Here is a 19,474-nt window from a genome sequence, read left to right as displayed (position 1 = left end):
ACGGTACGCCCCAACTCCCGCGCCCCGCAGCCCCGTCCCCACCCCGGAAACACCACCGGGCCCCATGCGTTCAGCACGCGGGGCCCGACATGAGGTAAAGTAACGACGCGTTCCGACACCGGCACGAACCGGCGTCTTACGCGGGTGTAGTTTAATGGTAGAACATCAGCTTCCCAAGCTGAGAGCGCGAGTTCGATTCTCGTCACCCGCTCCATGATGAAACCCCAGGTCAGCGGCCTGGGGTTTGTTTGTTGTCTAGACCATTTTTAGGGGTGCGTGCCCTCCGCGTGCCCTAAGTGGCCCAAGTGGGCCACCGAGATGGGCATCGAAGGTGAATCCTGACGGCCCATCAGCCAATGATCTCGAATACTGAGACGCATTTCATGTGACCTGCGCCACTTATCAGCGCCGGGGTGGGGAAGTCGCATACGCAAAGCTCCAGTTCGCGCTGGTGTACGGAGTGACACCCTGCTGCATCGTTGAGGCCCGCCGGGCCAGGCCCGTGATGCGGCTACGGGAGAGAGGAGCTGGCAGTCGGCGAGGCCGTGGAAGACTCTCGCCAGTGCCTCGCCGTGAACGGAGAGCGCACACCGGAGCAGAGGGCTGGTGGCTGCGTGCCGTCAGTCAGGGTCCGGTGGGTGTGTCCTGCGCACGCCCGTCGACGCGCAGACTGATCGGAATGAGCCGGACGGGTCGACCATCGCCAGCGGCACACTCCCGCCCCACAGCGGCCCGGCTGTTCACTCAGGAAACGGGAGCGGCGTTCACTCAGTGAACGGAGTTCTGTTCACTGAGTGAACGCACCTGACTGCTTGTTCAGAGACTGAACGGAGGACCCGCTCAGAGACTGAGCAGAGGCCCGCTCAGAGCTTGAACGGTATCGCGATGTTTGGGCAGCAAGCAGGGGCGCCCGGCGGTCGCTGCGCCGTACGGCGGTGATGGCATGGGCGAAGAAGCTCAGCGACGAGGACTGGCGCGGTATGACCGCGCTGTTCTGGTCCAACGTCAACCCGTACGGCACCTTCCTGGACATGGACGCCCGGATCGACCTGGGGCCGGTTGCCCTCGCGCTCCGCCCTATGCGTCTGCTGGCGCCGCCGACCGATCACAAGCGCAGACCCGAGGGCTGCCGGGCTTCATCGACCGAGCCTCGCTCGTCTCACTCAAGCCTGGCGGCAGCACGAACCGGACGCGCTGCTCATCACCCAGTGGTGACCCCACGCTGCCCCCGGCCGTGCCGTCAGGCGTCGGCCAGTTCGGCGGCGCCGAAGGAGACGTCGAAGCGGTCGCACCAGATGCTGACACTGCTGTAGTGGGACAGGTCGACGTTCTCGGGCACGGCGTAATTCTGGCTGCCTTTGTTGCCCTTGAGCTTGCCGAGGCTGACGTATGCGCCGTCGTCGAAGACGTGCCAGCCGGCCCGCCCCTCCTTCACCGGTGCGTCAGTCAGCCACACGCGCAGATCGGGGCCGTTGCTGGTGTCGAGGTTCTCCAGTCGGACCACATGCGCGCCGTCGGCCAGCCGTACGAGCTTCACGCTGCCCGAGGTCGTGTGCTCGTGGCTGATCAGATCACCACTCGCCAGCGTCACGGGTCCGGAGACCGGTGTCGAGGGGGAGGGTGACGACGCCGTGTCGGCGGCCGCGTCCGGTGTTCCGGTGGGCTCCGCGACGGCGGGCAGGGACTCCGTCACTGTCTCGTCCTGCCAGAGCTTCCACGGCTGGAACCAGTACAGGCCCACGCCCACCCCCGCGACCACAGCCACCAACACCCCTACGACCAAAGGCCCCAACCGCCCGCGCCCCATCTCATCCCTCTTCCCGTTCCGTGAGCCTGCGTCGTCCCCGTCCATTCAACGCAAAGGGCGGCCCTTCGGGTGGGGACGGCCGATGACGAAATCCTTACGTCCGGCTCGGTCTCGCACACTCTTACGGAAGCGTGACGTGCCGGGCGTGGGCGCGGGATGCCGGTCCGGTGCGCCCTAGCGTGGCCGTATGCGTGTACTGGTCACCGGCGGTGCCGGATTCATCGGGTCCCATGTCGTGGATGTGCTGTCGGAGGGCGGGCACGAGCCCGTCGTGTTCGACGTGGCCGTGGACGCGGGCTCGGACGTACGGGACCGGCGGGCGGTCGATGCGGCGTTGGACGGGGTGGACGCCGTGTGCCATCAGGCCGCGATGGTGGGCCTGGGGACCGGCTTCGCGGACGCGCCAGAGTACGTCTCCCGCAACGACCTGGGTACGGCGGTGCTGCTGGCCGCCATGGCCGACGCGGGGGTGCGGCGGCTGGTGCTGGCGGGGTCGATGGTCGTGTACGGGGAGGGACGATACGAGTGCGGGCGGCACGGTGTGGTGCGGCCCGGGCCCCGCTCGCTCGACGATCTCGCGGCGGGCCGCTTCGAACCGCTGTGCCCGGTGTGCGCAGACCCGTTGGCACCGGGGCTGGTGGGGGAGGACGCGCCGGTCGACCCGCGCAACGTGTACGCCACGACCAAGCTCGCCCAGGAGCATCTCGCGGCGGCGTGGGCGCGGACGACGGGCGGTACGGCGGTGTCGTTGCGCTACCACAACGTCTACGGGCCCCGGATGCCCCGCGACACCCCCTACGCCGGGGTGGCCTCCTTCTTCCGCTCGGCCCTGGCGCACGGCCGGGCTCCCCGGGTGTTCGAGGACGGTCGGCAACGGCGGGACTTCGTGCACGTCCGGGACGTCGCCGGCGCCAACGTCATGGCTCTGAAGGCCGATGTGCGGGCCGGGGCGCTCACGGCGTACAACACCGGCAGCGGTGAGCCGCGCACGGTCGGGGAGATGGCGGCGGCGCTGGCCGACGCGTACGGCGGTCCGGAGCCCGTCGTGACCGGGGAGTACCGGCTCGGGGACGTACGGCACATCACCGCGGACTCGTCGCGGCTGCGCTCGGAGCTGGGGTGGAAGCCGGAGGTCGGGTTCACGGAGGGCATGCGGGAGTTCGCTCAGGCCGGAATGCGGGACGCGTAGGCCGGGGTGTTGGGGCGCGTGGGCCGGCGCTGACAGCGCGTCCGCGCGCCCTCAGGTACCGGTGGTGCTGTCCGTGTTCAAGAAGCGGCCGCGGGCAGCACCACCTCGAATCGGCAGCCGCCGGGGATGTTGCGGACCGTGGTGCGACCCTGGTGGGCCTCGACGATCCCGCGCACGATGGCGAGGCCGAGCCCCGCGCCCGCCGGGGGCGTACGGGCGTGGGTGCCGCGCCAGCCGGTGTCGAAGACGCGGGGCAGGTCCTCCTCGGGGATGCCTCCGCAGCCGTCCGACACGGACACCACCACGCCGTCGGGAGACCGCTCGGCGGCCACCATGACGGTGCCGTCGGCGGGGGTCCGGCGGATCGCGTTGACCAGGAGGTTGCCGAGAACCCTGCTCATCTCCCTGCCGTCCACCTCCACGGGCAGGGGCTCGACGCGCTCGCCGACGAGACGCACCCCGTGCTCGTGAGCCAGCGGGTACACCCCGGCGAGGGCGTCGCCGACCAGGTCGTAGACGGACATCCGGGACGGGGTGAGGGCGAGGGCTCCGGCGTGGATGCGGGAGAGTTCGAAGAGGTCGCCGACCATGCCGTTGAGGCGTTCGACCTCCGTGCGGATCTGGGTGAGATAGCGGGCGGGATCGGCGGCGACGCCGTCCTCCAGAGCCTCGGCCATCGCGCGCAACCCGGCGAGCGGGGTGCGCAGGTCGTGGGAGATCCAGGCGACGAGTTCGCGCCGCGAGGATTCCAGGGCGCGCTCCCGCTGTCGGGACTCGGCGAGCTTCGCGCTCGTCGCCGCCAACTCGGCGCTCAAGGAGGCGAGTTCCGCGGTGGCAGGGCCGGCGGGCGCGGTGAAGGAGCCGCCGTCGCCGAAGGAGCGGGCGGCGAGCTGGAGGGCGCGGCTGCGGGCGACGACCCAGCGGCCGAGCAGCAGCGCGGTGGCCAGCGAGACGACCGCCGCCATCGCGACGACCGTGGTGACGACCCACAGGTCATGCGAGGAGAGGAACATCGCCCACGCCACCGCCAGGGTGCCGGCGAGCATCGCGGTCACCGCGACGGCGGCCACCACGGTGAGAGACGCGATGAGCGAGCGGCGTCGCAGCAGCCACAGCGCCACCGCGCCCAACAGACCGGCCGCAACGGCGCCGACCAACGCGAACAGGGCGATGAGCAAGGTGTCACGCATACTCACGCCTCCCCGTTCCGGCGGTGGGCGGGCGGTTCGTCCCCGACGACCGGGGTTGGGGTGAGGCCGCCGTCGGCCTGGATGCCGGTGCGGCCGCCGTCGGTCGAGGTGGCTCGGGCGTCGAAGCGGTAGCCGACTCCCCAGACCGTCTGGATCAGGCAAGGCTGCGCCGGGTCGTCCTCGACCTTGCCGCGCAGTCGGCGCACGTGAACGGTGACCGTGGACAGGTCGCCGAAGTCCCAGCCCCACACCTCGCGCATCAGGTCCTCGCGGCTGTGGGCACGGCCGGGGTTGCGCAGGAAGAAAGCGAGAAGGTCGAACTCGCGCAGGGTCAGGGCGAGTTCGACTCCGTCCTTGGTGGCGCGGCGAGCGGCCGGGTCCACGGTCAGGCCCGCAGAGCGCAGCGGGGCCAGAGGGGCCGCTCCGGACGCGGGCCGAGCGCGGCGTAGTACGGACTCGACGCGCAGGACCAGTTCGCGGGGGCTGAAGGGCTTGGTCACGTAGTCGTCGGCGCCCACTTCCAGGCCGAGGATGCGGTCGTCCTCGTCACCGCGCGCGGTGAGCATGATGACCGGTACGGGGGCGTGGGCCCGCATGCGGCGGCACACCTCCAGGCCGTCCATGCCGGGCAGCATCAGGTCCAGCACGACCAGGTCCGGCCAGTGCTCGGCGGCGTGGGCCAGTGCGGTCGGTCCGTCCCCCGCACGGTCGACGGTGTGTCCGGCGCGGTCGAGGTATCCGGCGACGACCTCGGCGACCGTGGGGTCGTCGTCGACCACCAGGACGCGTGCCGCCGTCCGTCGCCCCGGCTCGTGTGGCTGCTGTTCCATGCGGCCCAGCGTCGCACCCAGCCCGGCCCCCGCGCCGCCCAGCGGACACCCCCTGCTCCTGACGTCCACGTTCCGTAAGGACACTCTGACCGATTCGCGAACTTCATCCTCGTAGGGTGAAAGCCGTGACGACCTCTCCTCCACCATTGGACATCGATGCGGTGCGTCCCCGCCCCTCCGTCGACGTCGTGCTCCCCTGCCTGAACGAGGCCGACGCCCTGCCCTGGGTTCTGGCGCGTATCCCGGCCGACTGGCGTGCCCTGGTCGTGGACAACGGTTCCACCGACGGCTCGGCCGGCATCGCCCGCGCACTGGGCGCGACCGTGGTCCACGAACAGCGCCGCGGCTTCGGCGCCGCCTGCCACGCGGGACTGACAGCCGCCACGGCCGACGTCGTGTGCTTCTGCGACTGCGACGCCTCACTCGATCCCTCGCTCCTCGTCCCCTTCGTCGGCGAAGTGACGGACGGGCGAGCCGATCTGGTGCTCGGCAGGCGCCGCCCGCAGGGGCGGGGCGCGTGGCCCGCGCACGCCAGGGCCGGCAATCTCGCGCTGGCCCGCATGCTGCGCCGCCGCACGGGCCTGAGCCTGCACGACCTCGGCCCGCTGCGGGCGGCCCGCCGTGAGTCGCTGCTCGCCCTCGGGCTGACCGACCGACGCAGCGGCTATCCGTTGCAGATGGTGGTGCGCGCGGCCGACGCGGGCTGGCGCATCACGGAGCACGACGTGCCGTATCTGCCGCGCACCGGCGCCTCCAAGGTCACCGGCACCTGGCGGGGCACCTGGCAGGCGGTGCGGGACATGAGCCGCGTCCTGCACGAACCAGCGGCACGGCAGGACGACACGGCGGGAGGGGTACGTCGATGACCACGCTCCTCGTCATCGCCAAGGAGCCGAGGCCGGGCCGGGTGAAGACCCGGCTCACCCCGCCCTTCACCCCGGCGGGGGCGGCGGCGCTCGCCGAAGCGGCTCTCGCGGACACCCTGCGGACGGTGGCCGCGACGCCTGCCCTCCGGCGCGTCCTCGTGCTGGACGGCCGGCCCGGCCCCTGGCTGCCGCCCGGCTTCGATGTCGTACCGCAGGTTGCGGGCGGCCTCGACGAGCGGCTGGCCGCCGCCTTCGCCGGATGCGACGGGCCGACCCTGCTCATCGGCATGGACACCCCGCAGGTGACCCCCGAGCTGCTGACCGTGGACCTCACGGAGTGGGACGCGTGCTTCGGTCCGGCCGAGGACGGCGGCTTCTGGGCCCTCGGACTCGCCGAGCCGGACCCGGCGCTGCTGCGCGGAGTGCCGATGTCGACGCCCGTCACCGGAGCCGTCCAGCGCGCCCGGTTGGTGGCCGCCGGACTGCGGGTCCGCGACCTGCCCCGTCTGAGGGACGTCGACACCGCCGCCGACGCCGAGGCCGTCGCCGCGCTCGCGCCCCAGACCCGGTTCGCGGCGGAACTGGCACGGCTGCGAGCGGTCAGTGGCCGATGAGCGGAACGGGAGAGAGGACCGCGCCGGTGAGGTACGCACGGGGAAAGGGGCCTGCCGATGGACGGTCCAGTACAGGAAGCCGGCCGATGAACGGGCCTGTGGCAGAGGACCGGCCGACGAGCGGCACGCTGCACAGCCCCGTGCGGCGAACCTGGTCCGGTGATCCGTACGCCGACGCCCTGCGTACTGGGCGCGGTCCGCTCTATCTGCGCCGCGACGACGGCTGGTTGCTGCCGCTGGAGGTGGAGCGCTGGTGTGCCAGCGCCGACGCCGTCGATCTGGAGGCCCTGGGGAGGTGCGAGGGCGCCGTCCTCGACGTGGGGTGCGGGCCGGGGCGGCTGGTCGCGGAACTCGCCGCCCGGGGGCGGCCGGTGCTCGGTGTCGACGTCAGCCGGGCCGCCGTCTCCCACACCCTGCGGCTCGGCGGCCAGGCGCTGCGGCGGTCCGTGTTCGAACCGCTGCCCGGCGAGGGCCGCTGGAACAGCGTCCTGCTCCTCGACGGCAACCTCGGCATCGGCGGCGCCCCACACGCCCTCCTCGCCCGAGTCGGCGAACTGCTGTGTCCCGGCGGCCTCCTGATCGCCGAGACCGTCCCCGTGGACGTGGACGAGCGTGTCGAGGTCCGCCTCGTGTGCGGCGCCGAGGCCGGAGGCGGGGACGAGGGCGTGTTCCCTTGGGCCCGGCTCGGTACTCCGGCGCTGTTGCGGCACGCCCGCCGGCTCGGCTGGCGTGCCGTCGATCAGTGGACGGCGGGCGGGCGCTCTTTCGTCGCGTTGCGCAGCCGCGCCCGCCGCCGCACCCGCAGCGCCAGCAACAGCGCCGAACCGCCGAACAGCACGGCTGTGATCAGCCACCAGCGGGCGGCGAAGCCGTCCGCCGAGAGCCCGGTGGCGGACTCGTAACGGTCCGCCACCCGGCCGCTGATCAGCGGGAACCACACCAACAGCAGCAGCCCGGACAGGACGGCGGGCACGCGGACGTACGCCACCGCCTCACGGTGACCGACCCTGCCCGACGTCCGGACGAACGCCCGGTCGGCGGTCGCGTACAGCGGCAGCAGCACGAGGTCGTGCACCACCGCCGCGCCCACGAACCACAGCGCGACCGCGAACCAGTCGTCGGAGAGCAGCCGCACACCCGCGTATCCGGCCAGCGCGAACGAGCAGGCCAGGAGCAGCAGTGGGAACGGACTGCCGACCCGCGCTCGAAGCCTTGTCGTCCCAGGTGCTCTCATCACAGGTCTCCGAACGTCATCCGGGCCACCCACTTGGTATTGAGCACACCGGGCGCGGCGGGCACGATGATCCGCGCCGGGTGGCCGTGGTCGGGGGTCAGTGGCTCGCCGTTGACGTCCAGGGCGAGCAGGGAACGCTCGTCGCGTACCTGGTTCTCGCGCAGCGCGGCCCGGCGGAACGCGCCGCGCCGCTGCAGGGATTCCACCAGGACGTCGGGCGCCGAGGTCGGCTCGTACCCGACGAGCGCGGCGAGGTCGCGCAGCCGTACGCCCCGCCACCACTGGTCGGAGGTCGACCAGCCCTCGACACACGCGATCGGCAGCGCCGCGCTGTGCAGCGGCAGTTCCAGCAGCTGGGCCCGGCTCAGCCGGACGGTCCCTGACGGCCCGGTGACGGTCAGCCGCCACGCGTCCTCGCTCGTCTCCGCCGGGTCGATCCCCCGGGACGCGGCGGTCTTGTTGATCTGGAAGCCGCCCGGGCCGCTGCCCGGTTCGGCACCGCCGTGCGGGGCCAGCAGGGCGGTGCGCCGCAGCGGCCCGTCGAAGTTCTGCCCCGCGCTCGTGGCGAGGAGCAGCAGCGAGCCGCCCCCGACCAGCCATACGGCACCGCGCCGCGACACGGTGGGCTCGGCGGGGTCGGGCGCGACGAGCGAGGGTTCCGCTGCGGACACCGGTGGCGGAACGGCTTCCGTGGCCGCCGGCCGCGAGCCCGCTTCCGCGTCCTCGCCCCGCTCCCCCTCCCCGCTCCCCCGCATCCGGCGCAGGTTGCGGACGGCCGTAGGCGCCCGCAGCACCACATGGACCCCGAACGCCGCGAAGAACACCCACGCCCCATAGAAGTGCAGCGGGTAGAAGGAGCCGGGGAAGACGTAGTCGAGCTGGATGTTCAGCAGACCCGTCACGAACTCGAACAGCACACCGCCGACCAGCAGGAGCAGCGAGATCCGCTCCAGGGCGTGGGTAAGCGAGCGCGCCGGGGGCAGCTGGAACAACCTCGGCACCACCGACCACAGCTTGGCCAGCACCACGGGGACCAGGGCGATCCCGAGCGTGACGTGGACGCCCTGGGTGAGCCGGTACAGCCAGTGCGGATGTGTCGGCCAGGCGAAGAGGTAGAAGCCGAGGATCCCCTTGTCCCCGGTCTTGTCGTTCACCGGTGACAGGTTCGGGTTGTAGGCGGCGTACGACAGCAGCCCCGTCACGAAGAGCACCGTGATCCCGGCGAGCAGCGCCACGCCGAGGAGGGAGGTGAACCAGGGGCCGCGCAGCGGGCTGCGCCAGAAGGCGGGAGAGGAGGGAGACCGTGCCATGCCCCGACGCTAGGCCCGGAGCACCCGGGCTGAGGGTGCGCGACTCATGACGAAAGGCTGACGTCCGCGCCTGTCGGGAGTCCACGGGCCACCGCCCGGCCTAACGTCTCCGAGCGTGAACCGTGATCTTCGCCGCGACCTCTACGCCGTCACGGCCGCCGCACTGCTCGTGGTGGTGACCGCGTTGGTCGGGGTCGCCATCAAGCGCGCCGACGACGTCCTGCACGTCGGCTGGCCGCCCCTGTACGCCAACTGGCTGCCCCACGTCGGCCCCGGCACGCCCGCCGCGATCAGCGTCGCCGTCACCGTCGTGGCATACGGCCCCCCGCTGGCCGCCAGGCTGCCCTGGCGTTTGCTGCTGTGGAGCGCGTGGGCCACCGCCCTGGCATGGACCTTCTCCCTCGCACTCGTCGACGGCTGGCACCGCGGCATCGCCCGCCGACTGACGACCAGGTACGAGTACCTCCAGGTCATCGACCGCTTCGACGACATCCCCGCCGCCCTGCGGAGCTTCACCGACCACATCCTGCTGGGCTCCCCCGACCACTGGCCCCCGCACGTCGCCGGTCACCCGCCGGGCGCCACCCTCACCTTCGTCCTTCTCGACCGGATCGGCCTGGGGGGCGGGGGGTGGGCTGGTGTCTTCGTCATCGCGGTGGGGGCGAGCGCCGCGGTCGCGGTCCTCGTCACCATACGGACGCTGGCGAGCGATGCCCTGGCCCGCCGCGCGGCCCCTTTCCTGGTCCTCGCCCCTGCGGCTGTCTGGATGGGCACATCGGCGGACGGGTACTTCGCGGCGGTCGCCGCGTGGGCCACGGCCCTCCTCGCGCTCGCGGTGACGGGCCACCGCCCGACGGCCGCCGCGCTCGCCGCCGGACTCCTCTTCGGCCTCACCGTCTACCTGTCGTACGGCCTCACGCTCTTCGCCGCGATGGCCACCACGGTGTTGCTGCTCGGCTCCCGACGGCTGCAGGTCCTCCCCTACGCGGTCGCCGGACTCCTCGTCGTCCCGGTGGCCTTCACCATGGCAGGCTTCAACTGGTGGGAGGCGTACCACCTCCTCGTCGAGCGCTACCACCAGGGCGCCGGCGGCTTCCGCCCGTACGGCTACTGGCTGTTCGCCAACCTCGCCTGCACGGTCCTCGTCGTGGGACCGGCCACGGTGGCGGGGCTGCGCAGGGCCGGCGCCCGCCTCGCCCGGTGGCACGCGACGCCCGTCGCCGAGCGCAGACTGGGGCTCCTGGTCTGCGCAGCCCTGACAATGCTGCTCGCCGCCGACCTGTCCGGGATGAGCAAGGCGGAAACGGAACGGATCTGGCTGCCGTTCGCGCTCTGGCTGCTCACCGCCGGCGCGTTCCTGGACCGTCCCCGCGCCTGGCTGACCTTCCAGGCGGTCCTAGCCCTCCTCCTCAACCACCTGTTGCTGACCGGCTGGTGACCCGGCGGCCGAGACGAACGTGTGGGGTGACTGCTGTGGGCTGAGTACGGTTCACCGATGTTGAGTCAGCCCTCCGCTTGGGGGGGCGTGTCGTGCCTGCGGATGAGACCGGCTCGCCCCCGGACCGTCTCTTGCCGAGCCGGGCGTGAGACAGGTCCCCACGGGCCATGCCACCCGACTGGGAAGCCGTCGGCCAAGTCCCCCTGTCACGCCTCCGTGGTCCGCCCAGGTACCGCATCCGGCTTGCGTAGCTGCTGCCGCACCTCAAGGTCGATGCGCTGCGCCAACTTTCGCTGATGCTTCGCCGTCGAGTGCTGGTAGATCAGCTGGGCCCGCTCCGAGGACTGGCCGGCGCGGACCATGAGGTCCTTCAGCTTGGCGCCGGTGTCGGCTGCCAGGGTGTTGCCGGTGTGGCGCAGGTCGTAGAATCGGAAGTTCTCCGGCATGCCGACCTTGGTCCTCGCCTTGCGCCACTTGCGACCGAAGGTCGAGCGACGGAAGGGTGCGCCCTTCTCTCCGACGAAGAGGAGGCCGTCGGGCCCCTTCTCCGCGAACCACTGCAGGTGGCGGCGCAGCTCGGGGAGCAGGAAGTCGGGGAGGTAGACGGTGCGCTTGCCCGCCCTGGTCTTGGGATCGCCGGTGACGCGCCTGCCGTTGGTCAGCTCGGGGGAGGCGAGCGTGACGCGCAGGGAGCATTCGTCCAGGTCGACACTGTGACGGCGTAGTTCCGCCAGTTCCTCCGGACGGAGGGAGGCGAACGCGCCGAGCAGGACCATCAGGCGCCAGCGCGGGCCCATGGCGTCGGCGAGGTCGAAGACCTGCTCGATCGTCGCGGTGGGGCGTTCGTCGGCCTCCTCCCTGCCGGCGCCCTTGATGCGGCACGGGTTGTTGCGGAGGAGCTCATCGTCGACCGCCGTCTGCAGGATCGCCTTCAGCAGGCGGTACGACTTGGCGACCGTGGTGGCGCCGGTCGCCTTGAGACGCTCGGCCCGCCATGTGCGGACGGAGGGCGGGGTGATCGCGTCCAGGTTCCTGCCGCCAAAGGTGGGCAGGATGTGGAGGCGGAGCAGTCCGTCGTAGCGGTCGACGGTGGTGGGAGCCAGGCCGCGTTCCTCCACCCAACGGAGTGCGTGCTTCTCGAAGTTGACCGCGCCGGCGTCCGGGGCGCGCCATACGTCGCGCTCGATGTCGGCGCGAACGAGGTTGAGCCAGTCCTGGGCGTCGGACTTGGTCTCGAACGTTTCCGGTGCGGTGTGCCGCTGCCCGTCCGGGCCGATGTAGCGGGCCTGCCACCGCCCGGAAGGGAGCTTGCGAGTCGTGCCGAACTCGCGCCGCCGTTGCGGCTTGCGCCCCGCCATCAGGCGGCCCGCCCGAAGCGGGCACGGCCACGACGGACTGGCTCGACGGTGCGTGCCTCGACGTACTCGGTGATCGCGCTCTCGGGGATGCGGACCGGGCGGCCGAGCTTCACGTAGCGGATGCGGCGCTCGGCGATCAGGCGGCGGACGAAGCGCTCGCCCGTGCCGAGCATGTCGCCGGCCTCGGCCACGGTCAGGAGGCGATCAGCCATTCGCGGTCACCTCCTGCGCGGTGTGGGCGGTGCGCTGGGAGCGGGGAAGGGCAGGGGGTATTGCGGGTCGGCGCAAGGGTGTTGGGTCCTTTGCTCGGGGGTGGTTCGGCGTGGCAGGCCGTTCGGTGGGCGTCGCCTGGGACTACGCGGCGCGGATCCCGTGGAGGAGGGCCAGGGGCGGGACCCGGAGAGCTTGGGCGAGGGCGACGAGGTCGTCGATGTCGCAGCGGCGTTGGGCGCGTTCGATGCGGGACAGCATCGTGTTGGTCATCGGTCGGCCGAGGGCGGTGACGCGGGCGGCGAGTTCGCGCTGGGCGAGGCCGCGTTCGGTGCGGAGAATTTCGATGGTGCGAGCGGTCCGTATTCCGGCCGGTCCGATTTCCAGGGATCGTGCTGCCATGGCTCCATTTGTAGCTTCCATTCGCCGGTTTGGTTAACCGGCGATCGTCGGCTATGTTGCGCCCGGCGAACGGGCGGGGCTTACCTCTGGGCTGGGTTCCGAGTATCCGATTGGCGGTGTCTTCGCCAGCCCGAGGGCATGCTCTGACGTGGGGTGTTGTGTTGTAGCTTGCACTCTCAGCGGGAGTCAACGGGTTCCCGATGTGATGCTTCTGGCTTCACCTGACGGTGCATTATTTCGGCAACCGGCGATTTGGGTTTATGGTTTTGTTCCTGCCTCGCAGCACACGTTCGCCGTCAGCTGTCTGATTTCCCGGCGGAATGCTGGACTTGTGCGGCAGGGGTGTGGCTGTCTTGGCTATACGACGCCACCAGCCCCCCTTCGGGCCGGGGCTGTGTGCAACCCCCTCCCTATGCACCGCCCGACGAGGGCCGATCGCACCTCTCCGTCCTGACCTAGGAGCCGCCGCCCGATGAGCTACGACGCCCGCGAGTGGGTGTGGGACCACAGCCGCAGCAAGGGCACCGCCCGCATGGTCCTGGCCCTGATCGCCGACCGGTGCCGTGACCGGCACTGCGTCGCATACGCGTCCGTGCCCACCCTCATGAAGCGCGCCAACGCCTCCCGCACCGCCGTGCGCGACGCCCTGGCGAAACTGATCGCCAGCGGCGAGCTGGTGCAGCTCCCCGACCGCAAAGGGCCACGGGGAGAGACGTACTACCTCCTCCCGGTCGCCGCCCGGTTCCTCGCGGACCAGCCCCGGGAAGGGGACCGGAATCCGGTCCCCCCATCGGGGCGGAATCCGACCCTCGGGGGACCGGAATCCGACCCTGCCGAGCACTTCGAGAGGGAGTCAGAATCCGACCCCGGGGAACGGAATCCGGCCCCCGGGGGGTACGGATTCCGACCCGATGGGGGTGCAGATTCCGGCCCCCAGAACAGAAGAGAACCGAAGGTGAACGGTAAGAGCAGCAGCTCTGCCCCGCTCATCTCCGCCACCGAGTGGCAGATCGACGACGACACCCGTGCCTGGCTGCAGCACCACGGCCACCTCGACCGACTCGGCGAGCACACCCTGCGCGCCGCCGACGAGAAGTGGCGCACCTACCGGGCTCCATGGGCGCCCCGCACTGCCGACGCGTGGGCCGCCGACTGGCGCGCGTGGATCGCTCGGGAGCACACCCCCACCCCTGGCCGCCCCAACCTCTACGCCTTGCCCGGCGGCACCCCCACCGCAGCCACTGGCATGACGCGCTCCGAGGCGCACATGGCCGCCTTGCTCGCCGCCCTCGACGAACCGACCGGAACGGAGTAACCCGCCTTTGGACCGACGCGAAGTCGCCGCCGTCCTCGCCTACATCGGGCGCCTCGACCCCCGCACCATCCGCACCGGCACGGGCGAGGCCCGTGACCAGATCGCCCACTGGCAGGAGCTGCTCGACGACGTGCCCTTCGCCACCGACCACGGCTGGGACGTCCGCGAAGCGATACGGTCCCACATCCTCGACTCGCCGTACCCGATCCTGCCCGTGGACGTCGCCCGCAGATGGCGTGCCCACCGACGCGACCGCCTCGACCGGCACACCGACCCCACTCCAACTGCCGACCCCGACGATCCGGCCGCCTGGCGTGCCGAGCTGCTCCGTGCCCGGAACGCTGTCGCCGCCGGCATGGCGGCCCCGTCGACGCATCGGCAGATCACCAGCGATGGCCTGCCTCGGGACGTCGAGGAGCGCCTGCGCGAGATCGGGTCGTGCATCCCGCCGACCGTTCGTGCCGAGCTGGCCCGCTACCGTCCGACCCGCGCCGCGCGCGAAGCCGCCGTCGCCGAGGGCGTCCCCGATGCGCTCGGTGCCCGGTGCGACTGGTGCCACGCACCCGTGGGCTCCCCATGCCGTCAACGCAGGGCGAGCCCTGACGGAGCCGCCCGGGGCAATGCCGTGCGTGCAACTCCCCACCCGTCGCGCGTCGACCTCGCCGCTGCCCGGATGGACCGACACCGAGCTGCGTGACACGGTCCGGCTTCGCTCCTCACGCAGCTTCGTGGGGCTACGAACGTCGGTCCCGAACCGGTCGTACACGGTCCCCTCGGGGACCGCGTCCCGGGGACCGTACCGACGGCTGCCGGGGACCGGTCCCCTCTGAAACCGCAGCTCAAAGGGACTTTCATTGCGGTCCCCGGAGCGTCCCCAGCAACGGGGACCGTCCCCGGAACAGCCCCTTCGGTCCCTGCCGGGACCGGGACCGTGCAGTGAAATGGGGACGGTCCCCGTGACGACGTGTCAGGGGGACCGTCCCCGATGAGCGTCGCGTCCCCGTCCCCAATTGTCTGGGGACCGTGCACCGCAGCGCTTTGGGGACCGGTCCCCGTTGCGCTCCTCGCAACTACAGCCCTGCCCCTGACGGCACCTACCGCAGCTCCCACGACCGTCGAATCGCTCCGGCCACTGGCCTCATCTGCCATCGCTCGGCGCTTCGGCGGCTCAGCTCCTCTACCGACCACACCCCCGGAGAACCACACGTGCACGACCGACACCACGACGACACCAACCGGCAGGAGACGCCCATCACCCCGGACAACCGCGCAGCAAGTTGTCCGGTAAGGAGTCCTTACCCGGCCCCCGCCCCGGGGGAGGCGGAGGCAGCCGGCGCAGGGGCGCCGGAGTCGGTCGGCCCGGGGGAGCCGACCGGGACAGGGGGTAGCGAGTCGTCGTCGAACGTGCCGCAGCACTCCGCGCCGCGTCGCCGCCTGCGTGACAAGCAACTGCGCAAGCGCCGCGTCCATCCCCGCTACAACGATGCCGAGATCGCCCTCGTGAAGTACGCCGCCGCTCTCAGCCGCATGAACCCCGGCGGTTACGTGGCCGAATGCGCGCTCGCCGCTGCCCGCGCCGACGATCCCACCGCAGCCGTCGCCGACTACCGCGCTCTGGTGAAGGCGCTGATGGCCGCCAACGGGCAGCTCGGCATGGTCGGCAACAATCTCAACCAGCTCACCCGGCACCTCAACATGGACGGCGCCCTGCCCCACCCCGACACCGTCCAACGGCTCCTTGACCGCGTCGAGGCGTCCATCGCCGAGTTGGACACCGCCGTCGCCCGCATCACAGACGGGCGGTGAATCGTTGATCCCGAAGATCATTCTCGGCAAGGGGCCACAGGCCACGCGCCGCACGATCGGCTACCTCTTCGGCAAGGGCCGGGCCAACGAGCACATCGACCCGCACCTGGTGGCCTCCTGGAACGACTTCGCCCCCGACCCCGGCCGCAGCCCGCACCGCGAACCCAAGGAGGTGGAGGCACAGCTCGCCGCACAGCTCGACCAGCCCGTGAAGATGCTGGGCGACAAGGCACCCAAGCACACGGTGTGGCACTGCCCTGTCCGTGCCGCGCCCGAGGACCCGATCCTCACCGACGCCCAGTGGGCGGACATCGCCCGCCGGATCGTGGCCGCCGCTGGCATCGCCCCCACCGGAGACACGGAAGCCTGCCGCTGGGTAGCCGTGCGCCACGCCGACGACCACATCCACATCGCCGCCACCCTCGTCCGCCAGGACGGTCGCCGCCCCCGGCGGGACCACGACATCCGCGCCGTGCAGAGGGAAGCCCGCCAGATCGAAGTCGACTACGGGCTCAGGCGGTTGAAGCCGGGCGACGGCACCGCAGCCAAGCACCCCACCAGCAAGGAAGTCTTCAAGGCCAAGCGCCTGGGCCAGGACGCCACCTCCCGCGAGATCCTGCGCCTGCGGGTCCGCCGCGCGATGGGCGCCGCCTCTACCGAGGCCGAGTTCTTCGCCCTGCTGGAGGCGACCGGGGTGACCGTGCGCCTCAAACTCGGCCCGTCCGGCGACGCGCTCGGCTGCACCTTCGCTCTCCCCGGTGACACCAACGACAAGGGCGAGCCCGTGTTCTATGCAGGGTCCACCCTCGCCGGCGACCTCTCCCTGCCCAAGATCCGCCAACGCCTCGCCACCACCGGCCCCGAACCGGTGGCCGTCCGGCCGGGCAACCCTTGGCACCAGGCCACCGACGCCACCGAACGCATCCCCCACCACCTGGCCCTCAGCGACGACGCGGTGGCCCAGGGCCAGCTGGCCGCGCTCGGCGGAGCACTCGACCTGCTCCCGCTCACCGCCCCCGCCGCAGCGCGGGCAGAACTCGAACGCGCCGCCGTCGCCTTCGAACGCGCCACCCGCTCCCGCGTCGCCGCCGACCACGCGAGCGCCCGTGTCCTGCGCCGCAGCGTCCAAGCGATCTGGAAGGACCCCGCACCGCATGGCGACGGTGCCGGGCTGGCGATGCTGCTGGACGTCGCGCTCACCGCCGTCGTCTACGCGATGCACTGGCACCGCACCCGCCAGCACGCCCAACAACAGGCGGCAGCCGAGCAGACCCTCATCCACCTGCAGACCGCGTACGCGCAGGTCACCGGACCGGTCCTGGCCGGCCTCGCCAGCCGGGCACCCAGCACGCAGACCAAACGCCGCTACGCCCACCACCTCCGAGAAGCGGTCCCCCAGCACGCCGAACGCATCCTGGCCGACCCGGCCTGGGATGCCCTGGCCACCGTGCTCGCCGAGGCGGAAGCCGCCGGACACAACCCGACCGCGCTCCTCGACCGGGCCCTCAACCAGCGCCGCACGCTCGACGACGCCCACAGCCCCGCACGCGCACTGACCTGGCGCATCCGCCGCCTCGGCGAACGCCACGCGCCCGGCCCCCGCGCCCAGGCAGCCAACACCGGCCACGCCGCAGCACACCCCACCGCTCCGCGCCCGCAGGAACCCCAGACACGGCGGCGCTGAACACCCCTACTCCCGGCTGCCGCCATCACCGGCGCCGACCGCCACAACAACACCACACAAGGAACCGCCCATGCCCCAGCCCTCTGTCCGCGCCGACATCGTCGTCCTCCTCACCGAAGTGGACAGCACCAGCGGCGACGACCCGTCGCTCCTGTATCGCCGCAACGGGACCGCGTTCACCACGGCCGAGCACGACCTGATCTGCACCGCCACCCCGGCAGAGATGACCGCCGCGAAGTCGCAGCGGCGGCTTGAGAGCGAGTGGGTGCGTGAAACCCAAGAGATGCAGAAGGCCCTCGTCGACCTGTACACGAAGTACGTCGACCAGCTCCCCGACGGCTCCCTGTGCAGCAACATCTACGCCACCATGACGGACGAGGACTACGCGGAATACGAGCGTCTGGCCAAGATCGTCGCCGCACGAACCGGCCTCGAATTCCGCACCGAGCACGAAGGCAACTGACCTGACGCACACCAACGGCGGCCCACCCGGTGGGCCGCCGTTTCGGCAGGACTGACGTGGCTACCGATTCATCCCGCGGCGAAGGTCAGTCACCCAGCGGGCACGGGTGTGTGCCTCCGCTCGGACAGCAGCCGTCAGCTTCAGTGGACAAGGGCGAGACGGCCCTCGGCGCTCTCGGGCATGGTGCGGCGGGGCACCGGAACCGGCCAGGCGAGCGAGGAGGCGCGCACGGCAACCAGGCCGTGGGGAACGCTGGCGCTGAAGCTGGCGCACCACAGATACCGTGCGCCAAGAACGGGCTCCGCCCACGCCTGCCAGCCCACCAGGTCAGGACGCGGGTCGGCGTCCTCGATGAGGGCCGGCACCACATCGGTCAGGGCTTGTACTCGGGGTGCGGGATCGCGGCGGACCACAGCAGGTCCCGTAGGCGTACGCACTCGGCCACGGTGTCCGGGTCCTCGATCAGTTCCGACCCGAGTACTCTGCCGTCGGGGTCGAAGTGGCCCACGGCGAGGAGACAATCGTCGTACAGCCACCAGTCGTTGCCGCCGACGGGGAAGTCCGTGCCTTCCGGCAGACGGTGCCGCGGGAGCCATCGGATGTCCTCGCCGGCCTCCTGGTTGAGGTGCGTCAACGAGTGCTCCCAGCCGACGTACTGGGAGTGGGGCTCGGTGATCACACGGACGCGCCTGACGGTCTTCCCCTCGCCGGAGACGCGCTTCATCAGCGTCATCCAGGAGTCGAGCCACGTGTAGTCGTCGGGCTCGCCCCGCTGCCAGCGCGCGTAGGGCGTGTCCTCGATAGGAGACCCGTAGTCGTCCCTCAGTTCCAGGTGGAAGGCGTCGCTTTCGAAGCTGTTGAACAGTTTGTCACGCTGGGCCGGGGTGATCAGGTCCATGGTTCTCCTCCAGCGGGGCCGTGAACGAGGACGTGGAGACCTCAATACAGATGAGAAGTCAGATCGGCACCGATCCCCTGATCTTCTGCACTGCCAACCAGCTGCCTGCCTTGCAGGGGGTCTTGGGAACGGTGCGCCTCTCGTTCGGATGCAAGATGGATCGCCAGGGCCGTCGGTCCGATCGCGCTCAACGCCCAGAGGCTGCTGGCCCGCCGAGAGCTATGCCAGAGGCGCTCGTCGGAGTTCGCGGGCGGGTGGAATGGCACAACGGGGATGCTGTGGGCCACGAACGGCCGAAGGTCGAGGTAGCGCAGGCCGCCGGTACCGCACAGGTAGTGAGTGCTGCTCGTGGTCGCTGCAAGGTCTACCAGACGCTCGGAGCGACCTTGGCGGGTCTGGATGGTGCTGCTGTCCAGCACTTCACCACTCCAGCCGATTGCGGTCAGCAGGGCGATCGTCGATGTTCGCGCGATGTCCGCGACGCGGTCCGTGGCCTCGAACCGGTCGAGGACCACGTCCAACACCTCGCTCACTACCGGCCAGTGACGGCTGCGGCCGTAGAACTGGCGGATGAGCAGGCTGACTGTACGCCGGGAGCGGCGAGGTTCGGCCAGGAGCGCCTGGTTGATCAGGGTCGGGCGCCCGTGAGGCAGGTGGGTGGGGAGAGTGAGCCACTGCTGCCGTCCGGGGTCGTCCAGCGCGGCCAGCCGGGCACGGTGCTGGTAGTCGCGCCGTGCGAACTGGACGTCGTCGAGGACGATCCACCGGTCGGCGGCATACAGCTTGGCCAGCGTTGACAAGCGCGGGAAGAAGTTCGGCTGATGGATCGCGCACACACCACCTCCCGGCCCACCGTGTGT

The 19,474-nt window shown here is 71.2% G+C and carries 20 protein-coding genes and 1 tRNA gene; 11 read left to right on the top strand and 10 right to left on the bottom strand.

The window, feature by feature from the left end; genetic code table 11:
- The first annotated feature begins 140 nt into the window (after nucleotides 1-140).
- A tRNA-Gly gene (locus F9278_RS26245) sits at nucleotides 141-214 on the top strand.
- Nucleotides 215-1,240: 1,026 nt separating this feature from the next.
- Here F9278_RS26245 and F9278_RS26240 read toward each other — a convergent pair.
- The gene (locus tag F9278_RS26240) at nucleotides 1,241-1,807 is read right to left on the bottom strand and encodes a DM13 domain-containing protein (RefSeq protein ID WP_152170504.1); all 567 of its coding nucleotides are present in this window, start codon (nucleotides 1,805-1,807) and stop codon (nucleotides 1,241-1,243) included.
- A 187-nt stretch (nucleotides 1,808-1,994) separates the two neighbouring features.
- Here F9278_RS26240 and F9278_RS26235 point away from each other — a divergent pair, with 187 nt between their 5' ends.
- A complete protein-coding gene (locus F9278_RS26235) occupies nucleotides 1,995-2,996 on the top strand; it encodes an NAD-dependent epimerase/dehydratase family protein (RefSeq protein WP_152170503.1) in 1,002 nt (333 codons plus the stop codon).
- A gap of 77 nt (nucleotides 2,997-3,073) precedes the next feature.
- Here F9278_RS26235 and F9278_RS26230 read toward each other — a convergent pair whose 3' ends face one another.
- Nucleotides 3,074-4,186, bottom strand: coding sequence for a sensor histidine kinase (locus tag F9278_RS26230; RefSeq protein ID WP_152170502.1), 1,113 nt, complete (start codon nucleotides 4,184-4,186; stop codon nucleotides 3,074-3,076).
- A gap of 2 nt (nucleotides 4,187-4,188) precedes the next feature.
- Nucleotides 4,189-5,016, bottom strand: a complete 828-nt coding sequence (locus F9278_RS26225) for a response regulator transcription factor (protein ID WP_152170501.1) — start codon at nucleotides 5,014-5,016, stop codon at nucleotides 4,189-4,191.
- Between the two features lie 116 nt (nucleotides 5,017-5,132).
- Between F9278_RS26225 and F9278_RS26220 the strand changes: the two genes are divergently transcribed.
- The 3 genes from F9278_RS26220 (at nucleotide 5,133) to F9278_RS47395 (ending at nucleotide 7,398) form a co-directional block, all read left to right on the top strand.
- A complete protein-coding gene (locus F9278_RS26220) occupies nucleotides 5,133-5,882 on the top strand; it encodes a glycosyltransferase family 2 protein (RefSeq protein ID WP_404818946.1) in 750 nt (249 codons plus the stop codon).
- Nucleotides 5,879-6,496: a TIGR04282 family arsenosugar biosynthesis glycosyltransferase gene (locus tag F9278_RS47400; RefSeq protein ID WP_226966959.1), complete on the top strand. Its 618-nt coding sequence runs from the start codon at nucleotides 5,879-5,881 to the stop codon at nucleotides 6,494-6,496. Before F9278_RS26220 ends, F9278_RS47400 begins: the two co-directional genes overlap by 4 nt.
- An 86-nt stretch (nucleotides 6,497-6,582) precedes the next feature.
- The gene (locus F9278_RS47395) at nucleotides 6,583-7,398 is read left to right on the top strand and encodes a class I SAM-dependent methyltransferase (RefSeq protein ID WP_226966958.1); all 816 of its coding nucleotides are present in this window, start codon (nucleotides 6,583-6,585) and stop codon (nucleotides 7,396-7,398) included.
- A 331-nt stretch (nucleotides 7,399-7,729) separates the two neighbouring features.
- Here the strand turns inward: F9278_RS47395 and F9278_RS26205 are convergent, their stop codons facing one another.
- Nucleotides 7,730-9,040: a molybdopterin-dependent oxidoreductase gene (locus tag F9278_RS26205; RefSeq protein WP_152170500.1), complete on the bottom strand. Its 1,311-nt coding sequence runs from the start codon at nucleotides 9,038-9,040 to the stop codon at nucleotides 7,730-7,732.
- A 115-nt stretch (nucleotides 9,041-9,155) separates the two neighbouring features.
- On the opposite strand from F9278_RS26205, the gene F9278_RS26200 reads away from it, so the two are divergent.
- The gene (locus F9278_RS26200; RefSeq protein ID WP_193241638.1) at nucleotides 9,156-10,478 is read left to right on the top strand and encodes a hypothetical protein; all 1,323 of its coding nucleotides are present in this window, start codon (nucleotides 9,156-9,158) and stop codon (nucleotides 10,476-10,478) included.
- A 206-nt stretch (nucleotides 10,479-10,684) separates the two neighbouring features.
- Here the strand turns inward: F9278_RS26200 and F9278_RS26195 are convergent, their stop codons facing one another.
- The 3 genes from F9278_RS26195 to F9278_RS26185 all read right to left on the bottom strand — a co-directional run bounded on the left by F9278_RS26195 (nucleotide 10,685) and on the right by F9278_RS26185 (nucleotide 12,448).
- Nucleotides 10,685-11,836 carry a tyrosine-type recombinase/integrase gene (locus tag F9278_RS26195; RefSeq protein WP_152170498.1) on the bottom strand — a complete coding sequence of 384 codons (1,152 nt, stop codon included), beginning with the start codon at nucleotides 11,834-11,836 and terminating at the stop codon, nucleotides 10,685-10,687.
- Complete coding sequence (locus tag F9278_RS26190) at nucleotides 11,836-12,048, bottom strand: helix-turn-helix domain-containing protein (RefSeq protein WP_152170497.1); 213 nt, start codon at nucleotides 12,046-12,048, stop codon at nucleotides 11,836-11,838. Before F9278_RS26190 ends, F9278_RS26195 begins: the two co-directional genes overlap by 1 nt.
- Nucleotides 12,049-12,190: 142 nt before the next feature.
- A complete protein-coding gene (locus tag F9278_RS26185) occupies nucleotides 12,191-12,448 on the bottom strand; it encodes a helix-turn-helix domain-containing protein (protein ID WP_152170496.1) in 258 nt (85 codons plus the stop codon).
- A gap of 472 nt (nucleotides 12,449-12,920) precedes the next feature.
- Between F9278_RS26185 and F9278_RS26180 the strand changes: the two genes are divergently transcribed.
- The 5 genes from F9278_RS26180 (at nucleotide 12,921) to F9278_RS26160 (ending at nucleotide 17,716) form a co-directional block, all read left to right on the top strand.
- Nucleotides 12,921-13,763: a helix-turn-helix domain-containing protein gene (locus tag F9278_RS26180; RefSeq protein WP_152170495.1), complete on the top strand. Its 843-nt coding sequence runs from the start codon at nucleotides 12,921-12,923 to the stop codon at nucleotides 13,761-13,763.
- Nucleotides 13,764-13,770: 7 nt separating this feature from the next.
- Nucleotides 13,771-14,460: a zinc finger domain-containing protein gene (locus F9278_RS26175; protein WP_152170494.1), complete on the top strand. Its 690-nt coding sequence runs from the start codon at nucleotides 13,771-13,773 to the stop codon at nucleotides 14,458-14,460.
- A gap of 707 nt (nucleotides 14,461-15,167) precedes the next feature.
- A complete protein-coding gene (mobC, locus tag F9278_RS26170; RefSeq protein ID WP_193241637.1) occupies nucleotides 15,168-15,569 on the top strand; it encodes a plasmid mobilization relaxosome protein MobC in 402 nt (133 codons plus the stop codon).
- A gap of 4 nt (nucleotides 15,570-15,573) precedes the next feature.
- Nucleotides 15,574-17,253 carry a relaxase/mobilization nuclease domain-containing protein gene (locus tag F9278_RS26165; RefSeq protein WP_152170493.1) on the top strand — a complete coding sequence of 560 codons (1,680 nt, stop codon included), beginning with the start codon at nucleotides 15,574-15,576 and terminating at the stop codon, nucleotides 17,251-17,253.
- Nucleotides 17,254-17,323: 70 nt separating this feature from the next.
- Nucleotides 17,324-17,716, top strand: a complete 393-nt coding sequence (locus F9278_RS26160; protein ID WP_152170492.1) for a hypothetical protein — start codon at nucleotides 17,324-17,326, stop codon at nucleotides 17,714-17,716.
- A gap of 140 nt (nucleotides 17,717-17,856) precedes the next feature.
- Here the strand turns inward: F9278_RS26160 and F9278_RS26155 are convergent, their stop codons facing one another.
- Genes F9278_RS26155 through F9278_RS26145 form a run of 3 tightly spaced genes read right to left on the bottom strand, consistent with a single transcriptional unit; the run spans nucleotide 17,857 to nucleotide 19,450 of the window.
- Entirely contained in the window at nucleotides 17,857-18,084 is a 228-nt protein-coding gene (locus F9278_RS26155; protein WP_404818945.1) for a DUF317 domain-containing protein, read from the bottom strand.
- 5 nt (nucleotides 18,085-18,089) lie between these two features.
- Nucleotides 18,090-18,614 carry a DUF6879 family protein gene (locus tag F9278_RS26150; protein ID WP_152170491.1) on the bottom strand — a complete coding sequence of 175 codons (525 nt, stop codon included), beginning with the start codon at nucleotides 18,612-18,614 and terminating at the stop codon, nucleotides 18,090-18,092.
- A 41-nt stretch (nucleotides 18,615-18,655) separates the two neighbouring features.
- The gene (locus F9278_RS26145; protein ID WP_152170490.1) at nucleotides 18,656-19,450 is read right to left on the bottom strand and encodes a WbqC family protein; all 795 of its coding nucleotides are present in this window, start codon (nucleotides 19,448-19,450) and stop codon (nucleotides 18,656-18,658) included.
- Between the last annotated feature and the right edge of the window lie 24 nt (nucleotides 19,451-19,474).

Source organism: Streptomyces phaeolivaceus, from assembly GCF_009184865.1.
In the GTDB taxonomy this organism is placed as follows: domain Bacteria; phylum Actinomycetota; class Actinomycetes; order Streptomycetales; family Streptomycetaceae; genus Streptomyces; species Streptomyces phaeolivaceus.
This window is presented reverse-complemented; position numbering and strand designations above follow the sequence as displayed.

What these genes read in the sequence shown, in the direction of transcription:
- F9278_RS26240 (WP_152170504.1), bottom strand. Translation starts at nt 1,807, where the DNA reads ATGGGGCGCGGGCGGTTGGGGCCTTTGGTCGTAGGGGTGTTGGTGGCT.
- F9278_RS26235 (WP_152170503.1), top strand. Translation starts at nt 1,995, where the DNA reads ATGCGTGTACTGGTCACCGGCGGTGCCGGATTCATCGGGTCCCATGTC.
- F9278_RS26230 (WP_152170502.1), bottom strand. Translation starts at nt 4,186, where the DNA reads ATGCGTGACACCTTGCTCATCGCCCTGTTCGCGTTGGTCGGCGCCGTT.
- F9278_RS26225 (WP_152170501.1), bottom strand. Translation starts at nt 5,016, where the DNA reads ATGGAACAGCAGCCACACGAGCCGGGGCGACGGACGGCGGCACGCGTC.
- F9278_RS47400 (WP_226966959.1), top strand. Translation starts at nt 5,879, where the DNA reads ATGACCACGCTCCTCGTCATCGCCAAGGAGCCGAGGCCGGGCCGGGTG.
- F9278_RS47395 (WP_226966958.1), top strand. Translation starts at nt 6,583, where the DNA reads ATGAACGGGCCTGTGGCAGAGGACCGGCCGACGAGCGGCACGCTGCAC.
- F9278_RS26205 (WP_152170500.1), bottom strand. Translation starts at nt 9,040, where the DNA reads ATGGCACGGTCTCCCTCCTCTCCCGCCTTCTGGCGCAGCCCGCTGCGC.
- F9278_RS26195 (WP_152170498.1), bottom strand. Translation starts at nt 11,836, where the DNA reads ATGGCGGGGCGCAAGCCGCAACGGCGGCGCGAGTTCGGCACGACTCGC.
- F9278_RS26190 (WP_152170497.1), bottom strand. Translation starts at nt 12,048, where the DNA reads ATGGCTGATCGCCTCCTGACCGTGGCCGAGGCCGGCGACATGCTCGGC.
- F9278_RS26185 (WP_152170496.1), bottom strand. Translation starts at nt 12,448, where the DNA reads ATGGCAGCACGATCCCTGGAAATCGGACCGGCCGGAATACGGACCGCT.
- F9278_RS26180 (WP_152170495.1), top strand. Translation starts at nt 12,921, where the DNA reads ATGAGCTACGACGCCCGCGAGTGGGTGTGGGACCACAGCCGCAGCAAG.
- F9278_RS26160 (WP_152170492.1), top strand. Translation starts at nt 17,324, where the DNA reads ATGCCCCAGCCCTCTGTCCGCGCCGACATCGTCGTCCTCCTCACCGAA.
- F9278_RS26150 (WP_152170491.1), bottom strand. Translation starts at nt 18,614, where the DNA reads ATGGACCTGATCACCCCGGCCCAGCGTGACAAACTGTTCAACAGCTTC.